We start from the raw sequence: 24,860 nt of genomic DNA on the forward strand, positions 1-24,860 counted from the left end.
AAGTCGCAGGCAGACTGCCCGCCGAAAAATAGCCGGGAATTGTACCTGAACATCGCGCCAAGCGTCACGTTCACAGGCCAATGGGCACCTACAAAAAAGCCCCTATCGCGAGATAGAGGCTCTTGATTGGCTCAATGAGCGCTACTCAACCCGCCCGACGTAACAGCCAGATACCGGCCACGGCACAAATGGAAGCCGGCAGCAGCACCGCAAACAGCGGCGAGAAGCCGAACACCAGGCTCAAAGGCCCCAGCAGGTCCTGGGCGATCTTGAAGGTAAACCCCACCAGCACCCCGGTAAAAACCCGCTGCCCCAGCGTAACAGAGCGCAACGGGCCGAAGATGAAAGATATGGCCATCAATACCAGCGCGGCAGTCACCAGCGGCTGCAACACCTTGACCCAAAAAGCCAGCCAGTAACGGCCGTTGTTCAGGCCCTGATCCTTGAGGTAGTGGATATAGTTCCACAACCCGGAAATCGACAGCGATTCGGGCGCCATGACCACGGTATTGAGCAGTTGCGGGCTCAACGACACGTCCCATTTTTCTTCAGGCACCTTGACTACCTCAGTGCTGTCGCCATGAAAAAGAGTGGTGCTCACATCACTCAACTGCCAGTCGCCCTGGTGGTACTGGGCCTTTTTGGCAAAGCTTGCCGACTGCATCTGATGGTCTTTGTCGAAGCGATAACGGGTCACACCGTAAAGCAGGCCATCGGGCTGAACGGCGTTGATATGGATAAACTCATCACCCTGGCGGTGCCACAAGCCATGCTTGGAGCTTTGCGAGTCGCCACCGCCCTGGGCCAGCGCGCGGTTGGCCTGGGCAATGTTTTCCGTGGCAGGCACTACATATTCGCCAATCAGCACCCCTGCAACCATCAGCACCAGCATCGGCTTCATCACGGCCCAGACGATGCGCCCAAGGGACACACCTGCGGCACGCATGATGGTCAGCTCACTGTTGCTGGCCAGGCCGCCCAAACCGATCAGGCAGCCAATCAACGCTGCCATCGGCAACATTTCATACAGGCGTCGGGGCGCAGTCAGCATGACAAAACTGAACACATCCAGAACGGTGTAGGTGCTGCTGAGACTGCGCATCTCGTCGATCACGGCAAACAGCAGGGCCAGCCCGAGGATGATCCCCAACACGGCCAGAATCGCCAACAACACACTGCTACCAATGTAGCGGTCGAGCTTAACCACGGGCCATCTCCTCGGCACTACGGCGACTTGCCAGTTTCAAGCGCAGCGGCTCCCAGTACATCAACCCCAGGCCAATGATCAGGAACAGCCCATGCACCCACCACAGGCCCAGCGCCATCGGGGTCTTGCCATCCTGAAGAAGCCCCTTGCCCCAGGTCAGCATGCTCAGGTAGCTCATATAAAGAAGAATCGCCGGCAACAACTTGAGGAAGCGCCCCTGACGCGGATTGACCCGCGACAACGGCACTGCGATCAAGGTCACGATAAAGACCAGCACGGGGAAGGCAATCCGCCAATGCAGCTCGGCAACCACACGAGGATCCGTGCTGCCGAGAAGGCTAGCGGTAGGGATCGCATCGCGGTCTGTCACTTCATTGCTGACTTCCGGCTTGGGCAGCAGCACACCATAGGTGTCGTACTTGATTGCCCGATAATCGGCCTGCCCAGGATTGCCGTCATAGCGATAGCCATTGTTCAGCACCAGCCAGCGACTGCCGTCAGGACGCACTTCCTGATGACCCTTCTCGGCCAGCAGCACGGAAATACTGCGATCCTTGGCCTCTTCTCCGAGTTTCTTCTGCGAAATGAATACGCCGGACAAGAGGCTGCGGTCATTGCTCAATTCTTCGGTGTAGGTCACCCGCGTACCGTCACTCAGCGACTGGAAGCGCCCGGCCTCCAGGGTGTCGAATTCGGTCAGGGCATCCTGCTTGTTGAGCAGCAGCTGGAATTCATTGTTGCCCTGCGGGGCCAGGCTCAGACTGAGCCAGGCCACGATCAGCGCGACCAGCGCAGCCGGTGCCATGGTCATGGCCAGCAACCGCTGACGACTCATACCGGTAGCCGACAGCACGGTCATTTCGCTCTCAAGGTACAAGCGACCATAAGAGAGAAGAATGCCCAGGAACAGCCCCAGAGGCAGGATCAGCTGCATGAAGCCCGGCAGGCGAAAGCCCATGATCAGGAACAACGAACCCGGGTCCAGGGCGCCCGAGGCGGCCTGGGCCAGATATTTGATGAAGCGACCGCTCATGATGATGACCAGCAGCACAGCACTGACAGCGCTCAATGTAAGCAGGACTTCGCGGGACAGATAACGGAAGACGATCAAACCAGACACTCCAGGGTCGTCAGGCTAAGGCGGCCAAACAAACAGCATAACGAGTCGGCACATACCTCATCATAGATGAGATGGGCCGTCTAAAAAGATGGCGCATTATCCTGTGAATGCCCTCCCCTGTCACTGCACAGTCTTGAAAGTGGCAACTTGGCCCTAAACCGGGGTTGTCAGGCTCCTCCGACGGGGTTCAAACTGCCCGCCTTGACGCCAGCCTTGATCACAGGTGAAGCGCTTCTTCTATATAAGCAAACAAACAGAACTGTTTGTGTGCATGTTGACCATTTGACTCAGGGACCCGGACATGGAACTGGTTGTAAAAAGCGTTAGCCCAGAAACGTTGAAAACGGCCACTCTGGTGGTCGCCATCGGCGAAGGCCGCAAGCTCGGCCCAACCGCCAAAGCCCTCGACGAACTCACCGGTGGCGCCATCAGCGCAGTCCTCAAGCGCGGCGACCTGGCCGGCAAAACCGGTCAAAGCCTGCTGTTGCACAGCTTGCCCAACCTCAAAGCCGAGCGCGTGCTGCTGCTGGGTACCGGCAAGGATGAAGAACTGGGCGATCGCCCGTTCCGCAAAATCATCAGCGGCGCACTGGGTGTACTCAAAGGCCTGGGCGGTAGCGATGCGGTGTTCGCACTGGACGAATTGGTGGTCAAGGGCCGCGACAGCTACAGCAAGACCCGCTTGCTGGCCGAAACCCTCGTAGACGGCGAATACACCTTCGACCGTTTCAAAAGCCAGAAGGCCGAACCCCGCGCCCTGAAAAAAATCACCCTGCTGACCATCAAGGCCGCGCAGGCTGAAGTGCAGCGCGCCGTGACCCACGCCCAGGCAATTGCCGCCGGCATGGCGTTCACCCGCGACCTGGGCAACCTGCCGCCGAACATCTGTCACCCGAGCTTCCTTGCCGAGCAGGCCAAGGATCTGGGCAAAGAGTTCAAAGGCCTGAAAGTCGAAATCCTTGACGAGAAAAAGATCAAGGATCTGGGCATGGGCGCGTTCTACGCTGTAGGCCAGGGCAGCGACCAGCCGCCTCGTCTGATCGTGATGAACTACGCCGGTGGCAAAAAATCCGAAAAACCGTACGTACTGGTAGGTAAAGGCATCACCTTCGACACCGGCGGCATCAGCCTCAAGCCGGGCGCCGGCATGGATGAAATGAAGTACGACATGGGTGGTGCTGCCAGCGTGTTCGGCACCCTGCGCGCCGTACTCGAGCTGAAACTGCCGATCAACCTGGTGTGCATTCTGGCCTGTGCTGAAAACATGCCTAGCGGCGGCGCGGCACGCCCGGGCGACATCGTGACGACCATGAGCGGCCAGACGGTCGAAATCCTCAACACCGACGCCGAAGGCCGTCTGGTGCTGTGTGACGCCCTGACCTACGCCGAGCGCTTCAAGCCACAGGCCGTGATCGACATCGCCACCCTGACCGGCGCCTGCATGGTTGCATTGGGCGCTCACACCTCGGGCCTGATGGGCAACAACGACGACCTGATCAACCAGTTGCTGGAAGCCGGCAAGCAAGCCGACGACCGTGCATGGCAACTGCCGCTGTTCGACGAGTACCAGGAACAACTGGACAGCCCGTTCGCCGATATGGCCAACATTGGCGGGCCTAAAGGCGGCGCCATCACTGCTGGCTGCTTCCTGTCGCGTTTTGCCAAGGCCTATAACTGGGCGCACCTGGACATCGCCGGCACGGCATGGGTCAGCGGCGGCAAGGACAAGGGCGCAAGTGGCCGCCCAGTGCCCCTGCTGACCCAGTACCTGCTGGATCGCGCCAACGCTTGAAGCTGACAATCGAAGACTGCGCCGCTTGAGGGCGGCGCAGTCCCGATTCAGGAATCGCAATGACCCCCGAAGCAAACCAAGAACTCACCAAGATCGACTTTTATATCCTGCCCAGCGCCGAACCCTCTGCGCGGCTGGATTTTGCCTGCAAACTCACCGAGAAGGCCTGGCGCCTGGGCCATCGCGTGTATCTGCATTGCTCTGACAGTGCCCAGCGCCAGGACCTGGATGAACGCCTGTGGCGCTTCAAGGGCGAAAGCTTCGTGCCCCACAGCAACACTGAAGACCAACCCGATGGCGTCGTGGTCATGGGCTGTACGGATGCACCCGCAAGCCACCAAGACTTACTGATCAACCTGGACCTCAAAGTCCCCGACTTTTTCAAGCGCTTCGCCCGCGTGGCCGAAGTGGTGGTCGAAGACCCCGCCGTGCGACAGGCTGCACGGGAGAGTTTCCGTTTCTACCGAGAACAGGGCTATCCTCTGCAGGACCACAAGTTACAACGACTCTGAGCACACGATGGACACCTCCAATTCGCCGCAAAAAGCTGCACACCTGCTTGATGATCTTGAGTCCATTCGCAAGCTGCTCGGCGATGAGGGGCTGCAACCGCCGCTGCTGACAGAGATGGTAGGTCGGCCCGACGAACAGATCCCGTTGCTCGACGAAGTTATCAGCGATGAACCAGAGCCGGAGCCGGTGCCCACGCAAATACCGCTGGTCGGCATCACCCCGGCGCCCGCGACGGAGAAAGCCCCTGACGCACTGCTTGCGCACCTGGACCGAGAGCTGCGCACTGCTGCCCAGGCCATCATGCAGGACGTGATCAACGACTTCGCCCCGCACATCGAAACCGAGATCAAGCGCCGCCTTGATGCCCACATGGAGCGTCTGCTCGCCCAACATCAAAGCTGACCCTGTGGGAGCGGGCTTGCTCGCGATTGCAGCACCTTAATGAAGCCGATGCACCGGGTTGCCCGTATCGCGAGCAAGCCCGCTCCCACAACAGCAATAGGTTCCCCGCGCAGTCCCACCCCGCTATACTTGCCGGCTTTCCTGAATTAATGCCAATAGGGTCCCGCCGCGCATGGATAAGACCTACCAGCCGCACGCCATTGAAACTTCCTGGTACAAAACCTGGGAAGAAGAGAATTATTTTGCCCCGCAAGGCGCGGGCGACCCGTACACCATCATGATTCCGCCGCCGAACGTCACCGGCAGCCTGCACATGGGGCACGGCTTCAACAACGCGATCATGGATGCCCTGATCCGTTTCCGTCGCATGCAGGGCCGCAACACCCTGTGGCAGCCGGGTACCGACCACGCGGGCATCGCCACCCAGATGCTGGTCGAGCGTCAGATCGAAGCACAAGGCCTGAACCGCCACGATTTGGGTCGTGAAAAATTCCTCGACAAGATCTGGGAATGGAAAGATCAGTCCGGCGGCAACATCAGCCGTCAGATCCGTCGCCTGGGTTCGTCCGTAGACTGGAGCCGCGAGCGCTTCACCATGGATGACGGCCTGTCTGAAGCCGTGAAGGAAGCCTTCGTGCGCCTCCACGAAGACGGCCTGATCTATCGTGGCAAGCGCCTGGTCAACTGGGACACCAAGCTGCACACGGCCATCTCCGACCTTGAAGTGGAAAACCACGACGAGAAAGGTTTCCTGTGGAACCTGCGCTACCCGCTGGCTGACGGCGCCAAGACCGCCGAAGGCCTGGACTACCTGGTGGTTGCTACCACCCGTCCGGAAACCATGCTGGGCGACGCAGCTGTTGCGGTAAACCCGGAAGACGAGCGCTACAAGGCCCTGATCGGCAAGTTTGTCGAGCTGCCGCTGGTTGGCCGCCGCATTCCGATCATCGCGGACGATTATTGCGATCCTGAATTCGGTACCGGTTGTGTGAAAATCACCCCGGCCCACGATTTCAACGACTACGAAGTCGGCAAGCGTCACAACCTGCCGCTGCTCAACATCTTCGATAAAAACGCCGCCGTGCTGCCTGCTGCCCAGGTGTTCAACCTCGATGGCACGCTGAACGAGTCCATCGACGGTACCCTGCCGGCCAAGTATGCAGGCCTGGACCGCTTCGAAGCGCGCAAGCAAATTGTCGCTGATTTCGACGAAGCCGGCCTGTTGGTCAGCGTCGATGATCACGCCCTGAAAGTGCCGAAAGGCGACCGTTCGGGCACCGTGATCGAACCGTGGCTGACTGACCAGTGGTACGTGTCGACCAAGCCTCTGGCAGAGCCTGCCATTGCTGCCGTGGAAGACGGGCGCATCGCGTTCGTGCCTAAACAGTACGAAAACATGTACTTCTCGTGGATGCGCGACATCCAGGACTGGTGCATCAGCCGTCAGCTGTGGTGGGGCCACCGCATTCCGGCCTGGTACGACGAGTCGGGCAAAGTCTATGTAGGCCGCGACGAGGCCGAAGTACGCGCCAAGAACAACCTGGGCCCGGACGTTGCCTTGCAACAGGACAACGACGTGCTCGACACCTGGTTCAGTTCGGGTCTGTGGACGTTCTCCACCCTCGGCTGGCCGGAAAAAACCGAAGCACTGAAAACCTTCCACTCCACTGACGTGCTGGTTACCGGTTTCGACATCATTTTCTTCTGGGTTGCCCGGATGATCATGCTCACCATGCATTTGGTGAAAAACGAAGACGGCACCCCGCAAGTTCCGTTCAAGACCGTGTATGTCCACGGCCTGGTCCGTGACGGTCAAGGCCAGAAGATGTCTAAGTCCAAGGGCAACGTCCTGGACCCGCTGGACATCATCGACGGCATCGAGCTCGAAGACCTGGTGGCCAAACGCACCACCGGCCTGATGCAGCCAAAACTGCTGAAGAAAATCGAGAAGCAGACCCGCGACGAATTCGCCGACGGCATCGCCAGCTACGGTACCGACGCCCTGCGCTTCACGTTCTGCTCGCTGGCGTCCACCGGCCGTGACATCAAGTTCGACATGGGCCGCGTCGAAGGCTATCGCAACTTCTGCAACAAGATCTGGAACGCCGCACGCTACGTGCTGGACAAGGGCGAAGACTGCGGCCAGAACGGCGAAGCCTACGAACTGTCGCTGGCTGACCGCTGGATCATCTCGCAGCTGCAGCGCACCGAAGCAGAAGTGACCCGTCACCTCGACCAGTTCCGTTTCGACCTCGCGGCGCAAGCGCTGTACGAGTTCATCTGGAACCAGTACTGCGACTGGTACCTGGAACTGTCCAAGCCTGTGCTGTGGGACGAAAACGCCCCGGTAGAACGTCAGCGCGGCACTCGCCGTACGCTGGTTCGGGTGCTGGAAGTGGCGTTGCGCCTGGCGCATCCGTTCATGCCATTCATCACCGAAGAAATCTGGCAGCGCATCGCGCCGCTGGCCGGTGCTGAAGGCAAGACCATCATGCTGCAACCGTGGCCGGTACCGAACGAAGCGCGCATCGACCAGGCCGCCGAAGACGATATCGAATGGCTCAAGGGCCTGATGCTGGGTATTCGCAACATCCGTGGCGAAATGAACATCGGCCCGGGCAAGCCTTTGCAGATATACCTGAAAAACGTCAGCAGCGAAGATCAACGCCGTCTGGCCGAGAACGATGCCTTGCTCAAAAAGCTGGCTAAACTCGAAGCGATCACCGTGCTGCAAGAGGGCGCCGAAGCACCGCTGTCGGCTACCGCACTGGTAGGCGAGATGGAAGTGCTGGTGCCCATGGCCGGCCTGATCGACAAAGATGCAGAGTTGGCGCGTCTGGACAAGGAAATCCAGCGTCTGAACGGCGAAGTGGCCCGCGTAGGTGGAAAACTCTCTAACGCCGCGTTCGTTGACAAAGCTCCGGCCGAAGTCATCGAAAAAGAACGAACCAAGTTAGCCGAAGCCGAACAAGCCTTGAGCAAATTGGCCGAACAGCACGCGCGGATTTCCAGCCTGTAATAAAGCTGCGCACCTGATCGCGGGCAAGCCCTTAGCTCTGAAAGGAACTAAGGGCTTGCCCGCGATTGCTTTTGTGGAATGAATTGAACATGACAACCCCACGCACTTCCAAAGCCACACGCCACAAGCCCAAGGCTGTCAGCGACGCCAAGCCGGCTGAGCCACGGGTCAAGCCAAGCCTGCACCCACGTAACCGCCATCAGGGCCGCTACGACTTCCCGCAGCTGATTTCGGTCTGCCCTGAGCTGGCAGAGTTCGTGATCATCAACCCGTACGGCAAAGAAAGCATCGACTTCGCCAACCCGGATGCCGTGCGCGTATTCAACCGTGCGCTGCTCAAGGCGTTCTACGGTATCGCCCACTGGGACATTCCGGCTGACTACCTGTGCCCGCCTGTGCCCGGTCGCGCTGACTACGTGCACTTTCTGGCCGACCTGCTGGCCACCATGAACGATGGCGTCATCCCGCGTGGCCCGAGCGTGCGCGTGCTGGACATCGGTATGGGCGCAAACTGCGTTTACCCGCTGATTGGTCACAGCGAATACCGCTGGCAGTTCCTGGGCACCGAAGTTGACCCTACAGCCGTTAAAGCGGCCAAGGCGATCGTGCAGTCCAACGGCCTGAACAAAGCCATCAGCCTGCGCCTGCAACCCGATCAGAAGAAGATCTTGCTGGACGTCCTGGACAGCGCCGAGCGTTTTGACCTGAGCATGTGCAACCCGCCGTTTCATGCGTCCATCGATGAAGCAACGCGCGGCAGCGAGCGTAAATGGCGGGCACTGGGCAAAGCTGATCCCAAGCGCAAACTGCCTGTTCTGAACTTTGGCGGTCAAGCGGCCGAATTGTGGTGTGAAGGGGGCGAGCAGCGCTTTGTGACCCAACTGATTCGCGAAAGCGTGCAAGTGGGCCGTCAGGTGCTGTGGTTCAGCGTACTGGTGTCCAAGGCGTCCAACTTGCCGGCGATTCAGACGGCACTGAAAAAAGCTGGCGTGCGCGAAAGCCAGGTGGTCGACATGTCTCAGGGCAACAAGCAAAGCCGCTTTGTCGCCTGGACATTCCATGACAAAGAACAGCAACAGCTGTGGCGCGAGAAGAACTGGAAGTAATCTTGTAAATATGCAAAACCTCGTAGCAGCTGCCGAGCTGCGCGAGGCTGCGTTCGGCAGATGCTACAAGATTTGCAGGCATAAAAAAGCCGCGCTTCGGAGTAATCCGAAGCGCGGCTTTTTTACAGCAGTCTTACTTGTTAACAGCGTCAGTCAGGCCTTTGGCCACAACGAGCTTGATAACTTTTTTGGCTGCGATTTCGATGGCTGCGCCAGTCGAAGGGTTACGGCCAGTACGGGCAGGACGCTCGGTCACTTTCAGTTTGCCAATACCTGGCAGAGTGATTTCGCCGCCATTTTCCAATTGATCAGCAACGATCTGGGCCAGTTGGTCCAGAGCGTTACGCGCGGTAGTTTTCGGCGCGTCGATAGCTTCAGCGATATCAGCGATCAGTTGGTCTTTAGTAATAGCCATTGAGATGTTCCTTCCCTATCAAATTCATTTGGTTTGCAGAGTGCAATGTCAGCCATCGAGCCAGATCTCAAGGGTCTGGCACACCCGCCAGCTTTCACGACGAATCGCGGATATAGATAGCTAAAACGGGGTTTGGTTCGACCTGACACATGCTGAATGCACGCTTTACGCCGTTTCCGAGCGCAAGACCGGGCAAAACTAGCACAGAGACAGTTAAATATCCGCCTCTACCTGGGCTTTTGGTCAGCTTTATGGCCTTAAAACGGTAAAAAAACCGTCCAGGGCGCCCTCAAGCCCCCCAAACCCCGACCCGAGGCTCAGGTGCGGTACACTTGGCGCCTTTGCGGGGTGTGCACCCTGCCCTCTCATTACACACCGAGAAGCCCATGCCGATCCGTCATTGCATCGTCCACTTGATTGACAAAAAACCCGACGGTACGCCCGCAGTTCTCCACGCCCGTGACTCTGAACTGGCCGGGTCTCAAGCCATCGAGAACATGCTCGCTGACCTCAACGAAAGCTATAACGCCAAGCAAGGTAAAGCCTGGGGGTTTTTCCATGCCGAGTCCGGCGCGCATCCGTTCAGCGGCTGGCTCAAGGAATACCTCGATGGCGGTAAAGACTTCACGGCGTTCAGCCGCGTCGCCGTCGAGCATCTGCAAAAACTGATGGAAGAGTCCAACCTTTCCGTTGGCGGCCACGTGCTGTTCGCCCATTACCAGCAAGGCATGACCGACTACCTGGCCATCGCCCTGCTGCACCACAGCGACGGCGTTGCCGTGACCTCGGAGCTGGACGTGACGCCTTCGCGCCATCTGGACCTTGGCCAGCTGCACCTGGCCGCACGGATCAACATTTCCGAGTGGCAGAACAACAAGCAGTCCAAGCAATACATTTCGTTTATCAAAGGTAAAAACGGCAAGAAGGTTTCGGAGTACTTCCGCGACTTTATCGGCTGCCAGGAAGGTGTCGATGGCCCGGGCGAAACCCGTACCCTGCTCAAGGCCTTCAGTGACTTCGTAGAAAGCGAAGACTTGCCGGAAGAGTCCGCCCGGGAAAAAACCAAGACCCTGGTCGATTACGCCAGCAGTCAGGCAAAAATCGGCGAACCAATGGGCCTGGAAGAGTTGTCCGAGTTGATCGACGAAGAACGCCCCAAGGCTTTCTACGATCATATCCGTAACAAGGATTACGGCCTGTCCCCCGAAATTCCTGCTGACAAGCGCACCCTGAACCAGTTCCGTCGCTTCACCGGGCGCGCTGAGGGGCTCTCTATCAGCTTTGAGGCACACCTGTTGGGTTCCAAGGTCGAGTTCGACGAAGAAGCCGGTACGCTGGTGATCAAGGGCTTGCCGACCCAACTGCTCGATCAGCTCAAGCGCAGCAAGTAATGCTCAACGGTATCTTGAAGAAAGTCCTGTTTGTTCTGGTGGTAGTGGTCATCTTTCAGAACTGGGGCAAGATCGAGCGCGTGCTCAACCCTTCGGGTGTCGTCAGTGAGCAAACCCGGGCCAGCGCCCGGGTGGTGTTGTACTCCACCGAGTGGTGCGGCTACTGCAAGGCCACTCGGCGGTTCCTGGATGAGAAAGGCATACCGTTCAAGGAATTCGATATCGACAAGGATGCCAGTGCCCGCCAGGCTTACGAGGCGCTGGGCGGGCGCGGCATTCCGATACTGGATGTAAACGGCACGCTGATTCGCGACTTCAAGCCCGATGCGATATTGGCGGCACTGAAATAAGCCGGGAACAACTGTTCAATTTCTGTGGGAGCGGGCTTGCTCGCGATGCAGGCGCTGCGGTCAGCCAGACAAACCGCAGAGATACCATCGCGGGCAAGCCCGCTCCCACAGGAAAATCACTCCAGCTTCTGACTTTGCACCAGACACTCTTTGGCACTCTTCCTGAGCTTCTTGATCAATCGCTCCTGGCGCAACGCCTCACCCTTGTCCGGCCAGGATTCGACATACACCAGCGCCACTGCCGGGCTTGAAGCAAAAAAACGCGCGCCCTTGCCCGTTTGATGCTTGGCAAAACGGCGCACCGGGTCATCGCTGATACCGCAATACAAAGAGCCATTAGCGGCCCGCACAAGGTACACAAACCAGGGTTTCTCGACCACTTTCAGCGGCTGCCCTGAAAGGCCTTGAGCCCTTTTTTGGCCTGCGCCCGAATGGCGTTCTGTACCAGCGGTGTCCACCCCAGCAACAGGCCCTTGGTGCCCAGTGCCTGACGCGACCAGCGCCACAGATCGAAGTGATCGTGATGCTCGCAGATCTTGCCGTCACGAAACACAAAGCGCGCCTGGATATCATTGACCACCGTGGCGCCGGTCTGGCCAAACACATAGGTCGCCACCCAGTGCGCGCTGCCATGCTGGCCGTCAGCCTGAACCTGATCGAAGGTGAGGCTGAAATCCTTGGCCCGCGAGGTCAGCATGCGCCACATGTCAGCGGCATTGTGGCCACGCAGCTCGCCAAACACAGGGTCGCTGAACACCACGTCAGTGGTGTAACAGTCAGCCATTGCCTCGGCATCAAGCCGCTGGAAGGCCTGGTAGAAACGAGTGATCAATGCTTGGTGGTCTTGGCTCATGGCAGGGTCCGTACAGGTCTGGAATCAGAGCACGATAATCTGCCATGAACAGAAACACTATGGGCCTCAGACTTTCTCGCTTTGTACATTCACATACAGTGAACGGCCGGCGCCAAGACCGGCGACGATGGCCCCCAGACCGATGACTGCAAATATCCAGCCCACGGCACTCCAGCCACCCGTCACTTCATGCACCACGCCCACCGCCAGCGGCCCCATCGATGCCACGGTGTAACCAATGCCCTGGGCCATGCCCGACAGATTGGCGGCGACATGGGCATCGCGCGAGCGCAGCACGATCATGGTCAAGGCCAGGCTGAATGTACCGCCCTGCCCCAGGCCCAGCACAATCGCCCAGCCCCACAAGCCATCGATAGGCGCATAAAGGCAACCAAACAGCCCGGCCAGGGTCATGCCCATAACCAGCACGATTGCCAGCCGCTGGTCTTTACCCCGCGTGGCCAGCCACGGTGCCGTCAGCGCCGTGATCAATTGCACGATAACCGAGCCGGACATCACCAGCCCCGCCTGGGTAGGCGTCAGGCCGCGACCAATCAGGATTGACGGCAACCAGCCAAAAACAATGTAGGACAACGAGGATTGCAGCCCCATATAGAGCGTCACTTGCCAGGCCAACGGGTCACGCAACAAGCCACGCACGCGGTAAGCAACGTTGTGCGTGCCCTGACGCTTGCCCACCTGTGGCAGCCAGAAAACAACCGCAAGCAATGCGGGCAAGGCCCAGAAGCCAAGCCCCATTGCCCAGCTCTGCCCCAGTGACTCGCTAAGGGGCACCGTGGCCCCCGCCGCCAGTGCCGCACCCAGGCACAGGGCCATGGTGTAAACACCGGTCATGGTTCCGGCATGCCCGGCGAAATCACGCTTGATGATGCCCGGCAACAACACACCGATGACGCCGATACTGGCCCCCGCCAGAATGCTCCCGGCAAACAGCCCCACTTCGCCCAGGCAACTGCGCAGAACGATCCCGCCGCCCAGCGTCAGCAAAATCCCCAGCACTACCCGCTCGGTACCAAATCGCCGCGCCAGGATTGGCGCCAGGGGCGCGAACAGCCCCAGGCACAGCACGGGCAACGTGGTCAACAGGCCAGCCTGCGCCGCAGACAAGCCCAGTCTGTCAGACACCTCACCCAGTAACGGCGCCATGCTCGACAGCGCGGGGCGCAGGTTCAAGGCCACCAGCACCAGCCCCAGGAGCAATAACCACGGACGCAAGACAACAGGCGCAGTGTGCTGAACCTGCTCGTCGTCAATTTCAGCGTCGATCAGCAATTCTTCCAGCTCATCGAGATGACGAACGGGCTCGACGCTGGCATTGGAAATTGACGAAGGGTGGCTCATGGCGTGCTCCGGCTCAAGGTTCATTGATCAACGTCCGGCACAGCGCCATGGCCCGTTGCGGGTTTTGTTGTTCTACGGCTTCCAGTAAATCAACGTGCAGGTCGAACACCACTTGACGACGCGGATGGACGTCCATGGTCTTGCGCAAATGATTGGTCAAGACGCTTGAGGTAAAGCGGTAGAGCTCGCTCAGGGCCGGGTTGTGGGCGGCATCAATCAGTCGTTGGTGAAACACCAGGTCACAGCAAATATAGGTATCGAGTTCACCGTGATAGTGCTGGCCACTGGCGTCCAGCGCCTGATGCAGCAGGCGCAAGTCCTCGTCCGTGCGGCGCAGGGCGGCCAGGCCAGCGGCTTCAACCTCAATGATGTGACGCATCTCCCGGCCCTGCTCCAGAGAGCAGGATGACAGCGCGCGCAGCGTGTCCATCGGGTCGACACGGCTGCGCAAGTAGCTGCCATCGCCCTGGCGAATCTCTATCAGCCCGGCAAATGCCAGCACGCGCATGGCTTCACGCACAGTGTTACGACTGATGTTCAATTGCGTAGCCAGCTCGGGCTCGGTTGGCAAACGCTGACCCACCTCCCAGGTACCGTTGTTTATTCGCGCACGCAGTTGCTCCAGAGCCTGGTCGACCAGCGAGCGTTTGATGATGGGAGAAGCGTCTGTCATTTAATTCGCCTTTTCATCCAATCATAGGATGAATTTTCCGACATGTTACTCAGACACCTCCATACGAGCAATCAACTACAGATTAAAAGCCCCCTAAAAAACCTTGTTCACCCTTGAACAAAAAACCCTTTAAGGGTACTTTTGATTGCATCGAGGCTGCCTCTTATGGAAAAGAAAACACCTCACTACAACCTCCAGTGCATTCAAGCCGATGTACAACGGCTTGGCGCTGTCGCCTTTACCAAAAGCGCATTGGATGGTGGACGAAGCATGGGCCTGGTCCTCGCACAAATGCAGAGGGTCATTACCTCGTTGGAGCGCAGTGCGCTGTACAAATCGATGTCGACCCACGCCGACCACAAGGTCTGGCAGGACGTATATCACGCACAGGCCTACGGTTTGGCCATCTCTATCAAGGTGACGTATCGCCCCTGCGGAGGGCCGCCGGTCATCGCTTTCAAGGAGAAAACATCATGAGCAAAAATGACTGCTGCGCCTGCGGCGCCGCCAATGCCATGCAAGCGTTCAAGGGCCGCAGCTTCAATGTGAACTTCAAGCAATTGAACCGGGTGGTGCACGGCCTGGACGGGCACGAATGCACCGAGTGCGCCGAGATCGAATTTGATGCACCCAGCGCAGAGCTATATGCCCAGGCTGGCGACGAACTGGTAGAAGATGCCAAACGGGTTATGGCGGAAGAAATGAAGCGTATCCGCCGCAAGCTTCACTTCACCCAAAAAAATGCCGTGCAGTTGCTGTCGGGGGGCGGCCACAATGCGTTCAGTCGTTATGAACGGGCCGAGGTGGAGCCACCTAAACCCTTGTTTGTGTTGATGCGACTGCTCGATCGCCACCCCGAACTGGTCCGCGAATTACAAGCCATCAACGAGTGTGCAGACATCAATGCGCTGCTGGTGCAAAAACAGCAGCAGCGCGAAAACTGACACCTTTGGTTTTGTAGCCGCTGACGAGCGCAGCGAGGCTGCGATCATCAGCGGCTACAAGTCCCGATCAATGCAAAATCTGATTCAGGAACAGTTTGGTCCGGTCATTTTGCGGGTTGTCGAAGAAGTCATTCGGGGCGGCCTCCTCCACGATTTCGCCCTTGTCCATAAAGATCACCCGGTTGGCCACGGTGCGCGCAAAGCCCATTTCGTGGGTTACGCAGAGCATCGTCATGCCGTCTTCCGCCAGGCCGATCATGGTGTCCAGCACCTCTTTAACCATCTCCGGGTCAAGTGCTGAAGTCGGTTCGTCAAACAGCATGATCTTGGGCTTCATGCACAGCGCCCGGGCAATTGCCACACGTTGCTGCTGACCACCCGACAACTGCCCCGGGAACTTGTGCGCCTGCTCCGGAATACGCACCCTTTCCAGATAATGCATGGCAATTTCTTCGGCCTGACGCCGGGGCATCTTGCGCACCCACATCGGCGCCAGCGTGCAGTTCTGCAGAATGGTCAGGTGCGGGAACAGGTTGAAGTGCTGGAACACCATGCCCACTTCACGCCGCACCGTCTCGATTTGCTTGATGTCGTTGGTCAGCTCTACACCGTCGACCACGATGCGTCCCTGCTGGTGCTCTTCGAGGCGATTGAGGCAACGGATGGTGGTTGACTTGCCGGAGCCCGAAGGCCCGCACAAGACGATACGCTCGCCCGGCTGGACGTTGAGGTTGATGTCCTTTAGCACATGGAACTGGCCGTACCACTTGTTGACGCCCAGCATCTGAATAATGCCTTCAGAGCTTGCTGGCTTTTTGATTGTTTCACTCATCTTGCAATACTCCTAACGCTTGTGGCCAGTGTCCAGCTTGTGCTCCAGATGCATGGAGTAGCGGGACATACCAAAACAGAAAATCCAGAACACCAGGGCGGCAAACACATAGCCTTCAGTGGCCATACCCAGCCATTTCGGGTCGGCGGCGGCTTGTTTGACGCTATTGAGCAGGTCGAACAGACCGATGATGATCACCAGGCTGGTGTCCTTGAACAGGGCAATAAAGGTGTTGACGATGCCGGGGATCACCAGCTTCAGGGCTTGCGGCAAAATCACCAGGCCCATGCTGCGCCAGTAGCCCAGGCCCATGGCCGCAGCCGCCTCGTACTGACCCTTGGGGATGGCTTGCAGACCGCCACGCACCACTTCCGCCACATAAGCCGACTGAAACAGGATTACGCCGATCAAGGCCCGCAGTAATTTGTCGAAGTTCATGCCCTCGGGCAGAAACAGCGGCAGCATCACCGAAGACATAAACAGCACGGTAATCAGCGGAACGCCGCGCCAAAACTCGATAAAAGTCACGCACACCACGCGAATGGCCGGCATGTCCGAGCGGCGGCCCAGGGCCAGCAAAATCCCCAGTGGCAAGGCGCCGGCAATACCTACCGTGGCAATCACCAGCGTGAGCATCAGGCCGCCCCACTGGCTGGTAGCCACGTTAGTCAGGCCCAGATAGCCGCCGTGGAGCAAGGTAAACGCCAGGATGGGGTACACCACCAAAAAGCCCAGCCCGTAGATAGCCTTGTGCTTGAAGCGCGAGATAAACAACGGCGCCGCACCCACCACGGCCAGCCATACCGTCAGGTCAACCCGCCAACGCAGCCCGGTCGGGTAATAGCCATACATAAACTGGCCAAAACGCTGCTGGATAAACACCCAGCAAGCGCCCTCTTTGGTGCAATCAGCTTGCGTGCTGCCGACCCAATTGGCATCGAAAACCGTCCAGCTCAGCAGCGGCGGCACGATCAGCCAGACCAGATAAAAGGCAAACAGGGTCAGCAAGGTGTTGAGCCAGCTGGAAAACAGATTGGCCCGCGCCCAGGCGACAATACCGATGCGGTTGCCCGGCGGCGGCATGTCGGGTTTGAAAACATGAGTCGTCATAGTCCAGTCCTCATCGCTCGATCAGCGCAATGCGCGTGTTGTACCAATTCATCAGCAGCGAAATGCTGATGCTGATGGCCAGGTACACGCTCATGGTGATGGCAATGACTTCAATCGCTTGCCCGGTCTGGTTGAGGACCGTGCCGGCAAACAGTGAAACCATTTCCGGATAACCGATGCCCGCCGCCAGCGACGAGTTTTTCACCAGGTTCAGGTATTGGCTGGTCAAAGGCGGAATGATCACCCGCAGCGCTTGCGGGATGATTACCTTGCGCAGCGTCGGCCCCGGGCGCAGCCCCAGCGAGCGGGCGGCTTCGGTCTGACCGTGACTGACGGACTTGATCCCCGACCGTACGATTTCGGCAATAAAAGCCGCGGTGTACACCGTCAACGCAATGGTCAGCGCCAACAGTTCCGGGATCAGCACCCAGCCACCGACAAAGTTGAAGCCCTTGAGCTGTGGCATCTCCCAGTGCACCGGGGTACCGAACAGCAACACGCAAAGGCCAGGAATCGCCAGCAGCAAGAACAGCCCGACCCAGAACTTGTGAAATGGCTCGCCGGTGTCTTCAAAGCGCTTGTTGGCCCGACGGACCATCAGCACCACGGCCACGATAGCCAGCACCACACTGGCCACAAACGGCCAGAAGGCATCCGTACCCACCGCGGCCGGCATGTTCAGGCCACGGCTGCTCATATAGAAGGTGTTGGCAAAGTTATGGCTGTTGCGTGGCCCTGGCATGGTCAGGAAGACCGCGAAGTACCAGAACAGGATTTGCAGCAATGGCGGGATATTGCGAAAGATCTCCACATACACCGTTGCCAGCTTGCTGATCATCCAGTTCGACGACAGGCGTGCCACGCCGATGATAAACCCCAGGATCGTCGCCAGGACGATACCGATCACGGACACCAGCAAGGTGTTGAGCAACCCGATCAGAAAGACCCGCGCATAACTGTCGGACTCGGTGTAATCAATCAAATGCTGCGCAATGCCAAACCCGGCACTGCGCTCCAGAAAGTCAAAACCCGAAGTAATGCCGCGATGTTGCAGGTTGGTCTGGGTATTGTTGAACAGATACCAGCCCATAAAGACCACCAGCGCGACGGTGACGATCTGAAATAACCACGCACGCACACGTGGATCGCCGAGGCTGAGCCTGGGCTTGGGTGCGCCGACTTTAATTTGCATGAAGTGCCCCTAACAATGGATCAGACAACATCACCCGGCAGTTGGCCTGCCGGATGAAAGGGCTATCAGCGCACAGGGGGTGCGTATTGAATGCCGCCGTTATTCCACAGAGCGTTCAGCCCGCGGTCGATGGCCAGAGGCGTGTTTTTACCGAGGTTTTTCTCGAAGACTTCACCGTAGTTACCCACCTGGCTGACAATCTGCACCACCCAGTCTTTTGGCAGTTTCAGGTCTTTGCCGTATTCGCCGTCAGCACCCAGCAAGCGGGCGACATCCGGGTTTTTGGTGGATTTGGCTTCAGCCACAACGTTTTTCGAGGTGATGCCGGCTTCTTCAGCATTGAGCATGGCGAACAGGGTCCACTTCACAATGCTGAACCAGTCTTCGTCGCCCTTGCGCACGACAGGCCCCAGAGGCTCCTTGGAGATGGTTTCAGGCAATACGACATAGTCGCTCGGGTTGGCCAGCTTGCTACGCTGTGCGTACAACTGGGACTTGTCGGAGGTCAACACGTCGCAACGGCCGCTTTCCAGAGACTTGGCGCTTTCATCAGAGGTGTCGAAGGTGATCGGGGTGTACTTGAGGTTATTGGCGCGGAAGTAATCCGACACATTCAGCTCGGTAGTCGTGCCGGCCTGGATACAGATGGTTGCACCGTCCAGTTCCTTGGCACTTTTTACCCCCAGCTTGTTGTTGACCAAAAAGCCGACGCCGTCGTAATAGGTCACGCCCGCGAACACCATGCCCATGCCCGCATCACGGGAACTGGTCCAGGTGGTATTGCGCGACAACACATCGACTTCGCCCGATTGCAGCGCGGTGAAACGCTCCTTGGCGTTCAACTGGCTGAACTTGACCTTGGTAGCATCGCCAAACACTGCGGCGGCCACTGCACGACAGACATCCGCATCGATCCCCATGATCTTGCCGTCTTTATCCGGTACCGAAAAGCCCGGTAAACCGTCACTCACGCCACATTGCACAAAACCTTTCTTCTTGACACTGTCCAGGGTCGCGCCTGCGTGGGCAAAACCGCTGGCACTGAGTAACACGATGGCTGCTGTGGCCAAAGCCAGGGTGGATTTCAATTGCTTCATTCAAACCTCCAGTGCTGCTTTTTTGTGTTTGAACAAGGCCCGCCGCCCCCTTGTGAGGCACTGTTGACCCATGTTGGCTTTTTATTGGGTCAAGCGGCATAAGCCTTGAGCGATGGGTGCATCGCACGAACCGTCAAACTGAAGCGCTCACTTGAGCTGTTGAATTCCTTGTCTAACTCCAACCTCGGGATTTTTGCAGCCCCCCCTGTTAGTGTTACCGTCCAAAGGGGGCGCATTCACGCCACTGTCCACATAGCAAGGCGCGTACCACTCTTGGCCCCTAAGTAAGTTCAGTAGGTAATGCAGGAAAAAACGTTCAAGCACGCGACATATTCTGTAATCCTTAGTCGATCAAGCACACTTGTAGCGCACCCGATTTGCGCACATGCACAACGATGGAGCAGCCATGACCCAACCCCTGATCATCCAGCCTCAAAAAACCGCAGACGCCTGTGTTATCTGGCTCCACGGTCTGGGTGCCGACCGTTATGACTTCATGCCGGTGGCTGAGATCCTGCAACAGTCGTTGCTGACCACGCGCTTTGTATTGCCGCAGGCTCCAACCCGCGCCGTGACCATCAATGGCGGCTATGCCATGCCTAGCTGGTACGACATCAAGGCCATGAGTCCTGCCCGCTCGATCAGTGAAGAAGAGCTCGAAGAGTCGGCCGACATGGTCATTGCCTTGATCGAAGCCCAGCGCCAGAGCGGTATCGACGCCAGCCGGATTTTTCTGGCCGGGTTTTCACAAGGTGGCGCCGTGGTTTTCCATACCGCTTATTTGAAATGGCAGGGCCCACTGGGTGGCGTTATTGCCCTTTCAACCTATGCGCCAACCTTCAACGAAGGCCTGCCATTGTCGGCCAGCCAGCAGCGAATCCCGGCTTTGTGCCTGCACGGGCAGTACGATGATGTAGTCCAAAACGCTATGGGCCGTACGGCTTATGAGCATTTGAAAGCCGCAGGTGTGTCCGTTACATGGCAGGAGTACCCAATGGGCCATGAAGTGTTACCAGAGGAAATAAGCGATATCGGTACCTGGCTGACGAAACATCTGAGCTAAAACCGAAACATCCCGTCGTTCACTACACGCCGAGCGCCCGACTTGCATTACACTGCCCGGCGTATACTCCTTAACCAACTGATGAGATGACCGTGCTCAAAGCACTTAAAAAAATATTCGGTAAAAGCGAGGCTGAGCCGCTCGCGCCAGCTTCCGTTACACCTCCAGGCAACGCCAGAGCGCGAACCGACGCGCAACAACCTGGCCGTTCTGCTCCTGTTCCAGCCCCTGAGCCGGTGAACACTCCCGACGCACAATCCGCTGCTGAACAACCGCGTATCGAAAAACCCAAAATTGCCAAGCCACGGCGTGAGGCGGCCCCCAAGCCACCGGTCATTCCCTGGAAACTCGAAGACTTCGCCGTCGAGCCACAAGAAGGCAAAGTCCGCTTTCACGATTTCAAGCTCGCCCCCGAGCTGATGCACGCCATCCAGGACCTTGGTTTTCCGTACTGCACGCCGATCCAGGCAGGCGTACTGGGCTATACCCTGAGCGGGCGTGACGTCATTGGCCGTGCCCAGACCGGTACGGGCAAGACGGCTGCGTTCCTGATCTCGATCATTAGCCAGTTGACCCAGACGCCGCCGCCAAAAGAGCGTTACATGGGCGAACCACGCGCTCTGATCATCGCGCCGACCCGTGAGCTGGTGGTGCAGATCGCCAAGGACGCGGCCGACCTGACCAAGTACACCGACCTCAATGTCATGACATTCGTGGGCGGCATGGACTTCGACAAGCAACTCAAGCAGCTTGAAGCCCGCCATTGCGACATTCTGGTGGCCACACCGGGCCGTCTGCTGGACTTCAACCAGCGCGGCGAAGTGCATCTGGACATGGTCGAAGTGATGGTGCTCGACGAAGCCGACCGCATGCTGGACATGGGCTTCATCCCGCAAGTACGCCAGATCATTCGTCAAACGCCACCAAAAGCCGAACGTCAGACGCTGCTGTTCTCCGCGACCTTTACCGAGGACGTGATGAACCTGGCCAAGCAATGGACCACAGACCCTGCCATCGTCGAGATCGAAGCGGTCAACGTCGCCAGTGACATGGTTGAGCAGCACGTCTATGCCGTCGCCGGTGCCGACAAGTACAAGCTGTTGTTCAACCTGGTCAACGACAATGGCTGGGAACGGGTGATCGTATTTGCCAACCGCAAGGACGAAGTGCGCCGCATCGAAGAGCGCCTGGTACGTGACGGTATCAACGCGGCGCAACTGTCGGGGGATGTACCGCAGCACAAACGTATCAAGACCCTGGAAGGCTTCCGCGAAGGCAAGATCCGCGTGCTGGTAGCTACCGACGTTGCAGGTCGTGGCATCCACATTGATGGCATCAGCCACGTGATCAACTTCACCCTGCCTGAAGTGCCGGACGACTATGTACACCGTATTGGCCGTACCGGCCGTGCTGGCGCCAGCGGTGTATCGATCAGTTTTGCCGGTGAAGACGACTCGTACCAGTTGCCGTCGATCGAAGCCCTGCTAGGTCGTAAAATCAGCTGCGAAACGCCGCCAGCCGAGCTGCTGCGCCCTGTCGTACGCGCTGTGCGCAAGCCGCAGGACCCGACTGCAACGGCCTGATACGCAAATCTGTAGCCGCTGCCGAGGCACCAGGCTGCGATGGGCTGCGAAGCGGCCCCGCTTTTTGAAGGGCCTGCGGCCCTTATCGCAGCCTGCGGCAGCGGCTACAGGACTTGATTACTTCCAGCGCTGCGCCGCCACCTCATCGCTCACCCGCCCCTCCACCCATCGCGGGCCTGAGGGGGTCTGTTCTTTTTTCCAGAACGGGGCGCGGGTTTTCAGATAATCCATCACAAAACTGCAGGCATCGAAAGCGGCCTGACGGTGAGCACTGGCTACGCCAACAAACACAATCGGCTCTCCCGGCTCCAGCAGGCCAATACGGTGCAGCACTTCAAGCTTGAGCAGCGGCCAGCGCTGCGCAGCTTCATCAATAATTTTGCCCAGGGCTTTCTCGGTCATGCCCGGATAATGCTCCAGGAACATCCCCGCCACGTCACGGCCGTCATTGAAGTCGCGCACATAACCGACAAAACTCACCACTGCGCCCACGCCCAGATTCGCGGCATGCAGTGCATTGACTTCAGCGCCAGGATCAAAGGCCGCCGCTTGCACCCGAATCGCCATGTTCAGCCTCCGGTCACGGGCGGAAAAAATGCCACTTCGTCGCCGTCCGCCAGGGGTTCGGCGAGCTTGCACAGCTCTTCATTGCGCGCACACATCAGGTTGGGCTCGGCCAGCACCTGCCAGGCACCACCGCGTTGCGTCAGGTGCGCGCGCAACTGCTCAATGGAGACGAACCCGCCCTCCACTGCCTCACTATCCAGCCCCAGAACCTCGCGATAGCGGGCAAAGAAAACCACTTTGAGCTTCATGACGCATCCGCCTGAAAGTGCCCGCTCTTGCCGCCGAGCTTTTCCAGTACGCGCACACCTTCGATGGTCATGCCGCGATCGACCGCCTTGCACATGTCGTAAATAGTCAGGGCTGCAACGCTGGCGGCGGTCAGGGCTTCCATTTCGACGCCGGTCTGCCCGGACAGCTTGCAGCGCGCCACGATCAATACCGCGTCGCTGCCTTGGGCACTGAGCTCAACCTTGACGCTGGTGAGCATCAACGGATGGCACAAAGGGATCAGGTCCGAGGTTTTCTTCGCTGCCTGGATCCCGGCAATCCGCGCCACGGCAAACACATCACCCTTGGGGTGACCGCCACTGATGATCATGTCCAGGGTTTCAGGGCGCATGCGCACCACCGCTTGTGCCACAGCCTCACGGGAGGTCACCGCTTTGTCGGTGACATCGACCATGTTGGCGCGGCCTTGGGAATCTAAGTGAGTCAGCACAGGGGGTACTCCAGAGAGGAGTATCGATTGTAAACCCGAGGGTCAGCTTAAGGCCATCGACCCCGCGAATACCGCGCATCAGAACATGGAATTGGCCGCCCGCAGGCAATCGCCGTACAAAGGTCGAAACTTTGGAGTCATACCTATGCCACTTTTTATTGCCATTGCCCTGAGCCTGCTGGCGGGTGCTGCGGTGCCCCTGCAAGCGGGCAGTAACGCTCGATTGGGCGTGGTGCTGGGCCATCCCTTTTGGGCCACCGTGATCTCATTACTGATCAGCGGCCTGGCGATTGCGCTGGTAATGCTGATTGTCAAAGTGCCCCGCCCCAATCTCGCGGCCCTGCTCACCGGCCCCTGGTGGATCTGGCTCGGCGGGCTGGCCGGGGTGTTTTACATCACCGTGGCGCTGATCAGCGTGCCGCGCCTGGGGGCGCTGAACTTCATCATGGCGGTGGTGGTGGGCCAGTTGATCAGTTCACTGCTGATCGATTACTTCGGCTTGCTGGGTTTGCCAAGAAACACCCCCAGCCTGCAAAAACTGCTCGGGGTCAGCGTGGTGCTGGCAGGTTTTGTCATCGCTTCACGCGGCTGAAGGCGCACTCACTTGCCTGACCAGATCCCGCAGCCAGCGATGAGCCGGGTCTTCGTTGAAACGCTGATGCCAGACCTGCACATAGTTGAACGGCGCTATCGTCATGGGAGGCGGCAGTGCCACCAGGTTGTCGCCGAATGACAGATTGTCCAGGGTACGGGTGGCCACAGTAAGAATCAGGTCGGTGTCGGTAATCATCCCCGGTGCCGTGCCCCAGTGCGGCACATTGACCGCAACCCGGCGCTGCAACCCCCGGGCGTGCAACACGTTATCGACCTCACCCTGGGTATTGCCATCCGTCGACACCAGCAGGTGCGGGCGCGCCAGATAGCTGTCCAGATCGAGCACGCCATTGTCCGGGAGCGAACGACGATTGAGCAGGCAGGTAAAGGTTTCTTCAAACAATACATCGCTGCAGATATCTGCTGGCATCGTGGGGAAAACCCCAACGGCCAGATCGATCTTGCCCTGCTCGATCTGCTCCAGCATGCCCAGGCGGCTGTCCTGGATGATCACCAGCGAAGTGTCCGGTGCTTGCTCGCGCAGCAGCACCAGCAGTTTTGGCAACACGATGGTCGCGCCGTAATCGGACATGGCCAGGCGAAAGGTACGCTGTGATTCTGCCGGCACAAAGTCGATGGACTGGCCGAGCAGCGTTTCGACCTGTCCCAGGATGGCCTTGAGCGGCGCCTGGAGATTTTGCGCCATCACGCTCAGCACCACCTCGTTGCCCTGACGGATCAGCAACGGGTCATCAAGCAGCACCCTGAGTTTGTTCAGTGAGTGGCTGATGGCGGGCTGGCTCAAATGCAAACGAACACCGGTGCGGGTTACGTGTTTTTCCGTGAGCAGCGCATCGAGCACCACCAGCAGATTCAAATCGATATTACGCAGTAACACCTGACGCTCCTGTCTTGGCCAACTCCAGGGCAACGCTGCATGATCCATGCGCGCAACCG

At 58.5% G+C, this 24,860-nt stretch carries 27 protein-coding genes; 12 read left to right on the forward strand and 15 right to left on the reverse strand.

Going from position 1 to position 24,860, the window contains the following annotated elements; genetic code table 11:
* Positions 1 to 145: 145 nt before the first annotated feature.
* The gene (gene lptG, locus FHL07_RS13110; protein WP_138738579.1) at positions 146 to 1,207 is read right to left on the reverse strand and encodes an LPS export ABC transporter permease LptG; all 1,062 of its coding nucleotides are present in this window, start codon (positions 1,205 to 1,207) and stop codon (positions 146 to 148) included.
* Positions 1,200 to 2,318 (reverse strand): LPS export ABC transporter permease LptF, encoded by a 1,119-nt coding sequence (lptF, locus tag FHL07_RS13115; RefSeq protein WP_095001231.1) that lies wholly within the window; start codon positions 2,316 to 2,318, stop codon positions 1,200 to 1,202. The genes lptG and lptF overlap by 8 nt, the downstream gene beginning before the upstream one ends.
* A gap of 310 nt (positions 2,319 to 2,628) precedes the next feature.
* Between lptF and FHL07_RS13120 the strand changes: the two genes are divergently transcribed.
* From FHL07_RS13120 to rlmF, 5 genes are all read left to right on the forward strand, one after another.
* Entirely contained in the window at positions 2,629 to 4,119 is a 1,491-nt protein-coding gene (locus tag FHL07_RS13120) for a leucyl aminopeptidase (RefSeq protein WP_095001230.1), read from the forward strand.
* A 59-nt stretch (positions 4,120 to 4,178) separates the two neighbouring features.
* Positions 4,179 to 4,631 carry a DNA polymerase III subunit chi gene (locus tag FHL07_RS13125; RefSeq protein ID WP_095001229.1) on the forward strand — a complete coding sequence of 151 codons (453 nt, stop codon included), beginning with the start codon at positions 4,179 to 4,181 and terminating at the stop codon, positions 4,629 to 4,631.
* A gap of 7 nt (positions 4,632 to 4,638) precedes the next feature.
* A complete protein-coding gene (locus tag FHL07_RS13130; protein WP_095001228.1) occupies positions 4,639 to 5,034 on the forward strand; it encodes a DNA polymerase III subunit chi in 396 nt (131 codons plus the stop codon).
* Positions 5,035 to 5,206: 172 nt separating this feature from the next.
* Positions 5,207 to 8,053: a valine--tRNA ligase gene (locus FHL07_RS13135; RefSeq protein ID WP_095001227.1), complete on the forward strand. Its 2,847-nt coding sequence runs from the start codon at positions 5,207 to 5,209 to the stop codon at positions 8,051 to 8,053.
* An 89-nt stretch (positions 8,054 to 8,142) separates the two neighbouring features.
* On the forward strand, positions 8,143 to 9,159 hold the full coding sequence (gene rlmF, locus FHL07_RS13140) for a 23S rRNA (adenine(1618)-N(6))-methyltransferase RlmF (protein ID WP_095001226.1): 1,017 nt from the start codon (positions 8,143 to 8,145) through the stop codon (positions 9,157 to 9,159).
* A gap of 133 nt (positions 9,160 to 9,292) precedes the next feature.
* On the opposite strand, the gene FHL07_RS13145 is transcribed toward rlmF, so the two are convergent.
* Positions 9,293 to 9,574, reverse strand: coding sequence for an HU family DNA-binding protein (locus FHL07_RS13145; protein ID WP_003440137.1), 282 nt, complete (start codon positions 9,572 to 9,574; stop codon positions 9,293 to 9,295).
* A 386-nt stretch (positions 9,575 to 9,960) separates the two neighbouring features.
* Between FHL07_RS13145 and yejK the strand changes: the two genes are divergently transcribed.
* Together yejK and FHL07_RS13155 are read left to right on the forward strand one after the other, a co-directional pair.
* Positions 9,961 to 10,965, forward strand: a complete 1,005-nt coding sequence (yejK, locus tag FHL07_RS13150) for a nucleoid-associated protein YejK (RefSeq protein WP_095001225.1) — start codon at positions 9,961 to 9,963, stop codon at positions 10,963 to 10,965.
* A complete protein-coding gene (locus FHL07_RS13155) occupies positions 10,965 to 11,315 on the forward strand; it encodes a glutaredoxin family protein (protein WP_016781886.1) in 351 nt (116 codons plus the stop codon). The genes yejK and FHL07_RS13155 overlap by 1 nt, the downstream gene beginning before the upstream one ends.
* Positions 11,316 to 11,431: 116 nt before the next feature.
* On the opposite strand, the gene FHL07_RS13160 is transcribed toward FHL07_RS13155, so the two are convergent.
* From FHL07_RS13160 to FHL07_RS13175, 4 genes are all read right to left on the reverse strand, one after another.
* Positions 11,432 to 11,701, reverse strand: a complete 270-nt coding sequence (locus FHL07_RS13160) for a GIY-YIG nuclease family protein (RefSeq protein ID WP_095001393.1) — start codon at positions 11,699 to 11,701, stop codon at positions 11,432 to 11,434.
* Complete coding sequence (locus tag FHL07_RS13165; RefSeq protein ID WP_138738580.1) at positions 11,698 to 12,168, reverse strand: nuclear transport factor 2 family protein; 471 nt, start codon at positions 12,166 to 12,168, stop codon at positions 11,698 to 11,700. The genes FHL07_RS13160 and FHL07_RS13165 overlap by 4 nt, the downstream gene beginning before the upstream one ends.
* Before the next feature lie 66 nt (positions 12,169 to 12,234).
* A complete protein-coding gene (locus FHL07_RS13170) occupies positions 12,235 to 13,554 on the reverse strand; it encodes an MFS transporter (RefSeq protein ID WP_095001223.1) in 1,320 nt (439 codons plus the stop codon).
* A complete protein-coding gene (locus FHL07_RS13175) occupies positions 13,544 to 14,203 on the reverse strand; it encodes a FadR/GntR family transcriptional regulator (protein WP_095001222.1) in 660 nt (219 codons plus the stop codon). The genes FHL07_RS13170 and FHL07_RS13175 overlap by 11 nt, the downstream gene beginning before the upstream one ends.
* A gap of 165 nt (positions 14,204 to 14,368) precedes the next feature.
* Here FHL07_RS13175 and FHL07_RS13180 point away from each other — a divergent pair, with 165 nt between their 5' ends.
* Positions 14,369 to 14,680 (forward strand): type II toxin-antitoxin system MqsR family toxin, encoded by a 312-nt coding sequence (locus tag FHL07_RS13180; protein ID WP_095001221.1) that lies wholly within the window; start codon positions 14,369 to 14,371, stop codon positions 14,678 to 14,680.
* On the forward strand, positions 14,677 to 15,147 hold the full coding sequence (locus FHL07_RS13185) for a type II toxin-antitoxin system MqsA family antitoxin (RefSeq protein ID WP_138738581.1): 471 nt from the start codon (positions 14,677 to 14,679) through the stop codon (positions 15,145 to 15,147). The genes FHL07_RS13180 and FHL07_RS13185 overlap by 4 nt, the downstream gene beginning before the upstream one ends.
* Positions 15,148 to 15,214: 67 nt before the next feature.
* Here FHL07_RS13185 and FHL07_RS13190 read toward each other — a convergent pair whose 3' ends face one another.
* The 4 genes from FHL07_RS13190 to FHL07_RS13205 form a co-directional block, all read right to left on the reverse strand.
* Positions 15,215 to 15,979, reverse strand: a complete 765-nt coding sequence (locus FHL07_RS13190; protein WP_095001219.1) for an amino acid ABC transporter ATP-binding protein — start codon at positions 15,977 to 15,979, stop codon at positions 15,215 to 15,217.
* Between the two features lie 12 nt (positions 15,980 to 15,991).
* Positions 15,992 to 17,089 (reverse strand): amino acid ABC transporter permease, encoded by a 1,098-nt coding sequence (locus tag FHL07_RS13195; protein ID WP_095001218.1) that lies wholly within the window; start codon positions 17,087 to 17,089, stop codon positions 15,992 to 15,994.
* Between the two features lie 10 nt (positions 17,090 to 17,099).
* A complete protein-coding gene (locus FHL07_RS13200; RefSeq protein ID WP_095001217.1) occupies positions 17,100 to 18,281 on the reverse strand; it encodes an amino acid ABC transporter permease in 1,182 nt (393 codons plus the stop codon).
* Between the two features lie 65 nt (positions 18,282 to 18,346).
* A complete protein-coding gene (locus tag FHL07_RS13205; RefSeq protein ID WP_095001216.1) occupies positions 18,347 to 19,378 on the reverse strand; it encodes an amino acid ABC transporter substrate-binding protein in 1,032 nt (343 codons plus the stop codon).
* Between the two features lie 406 nt (positions 19,379 to 19,784).
* Between FHL07_RS13205 and FHL07_RS13215 the strand changes: the two genes are divergently transcribed.
* Complete coding sequence (locus FHL07_RS13215; protein ID WP_095001215.1) at positions 19,785 to 20,441, forward strand: alpha/beta hydrolase; 657 nt, start codon at positions 19,785 to 19,787, stop codon at positions 20,439 to 20,441.
* A gap of 86 nt (positions 20,442 to 20,527) precedes the next feature.
* Positions 20,528 to 22,024 carry an ATP-dependent RNA helicase RhlB gene (rhlB, locus tag FHL07_RS13220; protein ID WP_138738582.1) on the forward strand — a complete coding sequence of 499 codons (1,497 nt, stop codon included), beginning with the start codon at positions 20,528 to 20,530 and terminating at the stop codon, positions 22,022 to 22,024.
* Positions 22,025 to 22,141: 117 nt separating this feature from the next.
* Here rhlB and moaE read toward each other — a convergent pair whose 3' ends face one another.
* Genes moaE through moaC form a run of 3 tightly spaced genes read right to left on the reverse strand, consistent with a single transcriptional unit; the run spans position 22,142 to position 23,309 of the window.
* Positions 22,142 to 22,591 (reverse strand): molybdopterin synthase catalytic subunit MoaE, encoded by a 450-nt coding sequence (moaE, locus tag FHL07_RS13225; RefSeq protein WP_095001213.1) that lies wholly within the window; start codon positions 22,589 to 22,591, stop codon positions 22,142 to 22,144.
* 2 nt (positions 22,592 to 22,593) lie between these two features.
* A complete protein-coding gene (locus tag FHL07_RS13230) occupies positions 22,594 to 22,839 on the reverse strand; it encodes a MoaD/ThiS family protein (protein ID WP_095001212.1) in 246 nt (81 codons plus the stop codon).
* Positions 22,836 to 23,309 (reverse strand): cyclic pyranopterin monophosphate synthase MoaC, encoded by a 474-nt coding sequence (moaC, locus tag FHL07_RS13235; protein WP_095001211.1) that lies wholly within the window; start codon positions 23,307 to 23,309, stop codon positions 22,836 to 22,838. Before moaC ends, FHL07_RS13230 begins: the two co-directional genes overlap by 4 nt.
* Positions 23,310 to 23,454: 145 nt before the next feature.
* Here moaC and FHL07_RS13240 point away from each other — a divergent pair, with 145 nt between their 5' ends.
* The gene (locus tag FHL07_RS13240) at positions 23,455 to 23,901 is read left to right on the forward strand and encodes a DMT family transporter (RefSeq protein ID WP_095001210.1); all 447 of its coding nucleotides are present in this window, start codon (positions 23,455 to 23,457) and stop codon (positions 23,899 to 23,901) included.
* On the opposite strand, the gene FHL07_RS13245 is transcribed toward FHL07_RS13240, so the two are convergent.
* Entirely contained in the window at positions 23,890 to 24,801 is a 912-nt protein-coding gene (locus tag FHL07_RS13245; protein WP_095001209.1) for a LysR substrate-binding domain-containing protein, read from the reverse strand. The genes FHL07_RS13240 and FHL07_RS13245 overlap by 12 nt on opposite strands.
* Positions 24,802 to 24,860: the final 59 nt, after the last annotated feature.

Source organism: Pseudomonas sp. FSL W7-0098, assembly GCF_005930585.1.
Classification (GTDB): Bacteria; Pseudomonadota; Gammaproteobacteria; order Pseudomonadales; family Pseudomonadaceae; genus Aquipseudomonas; species Aquipseudomonas bubulae.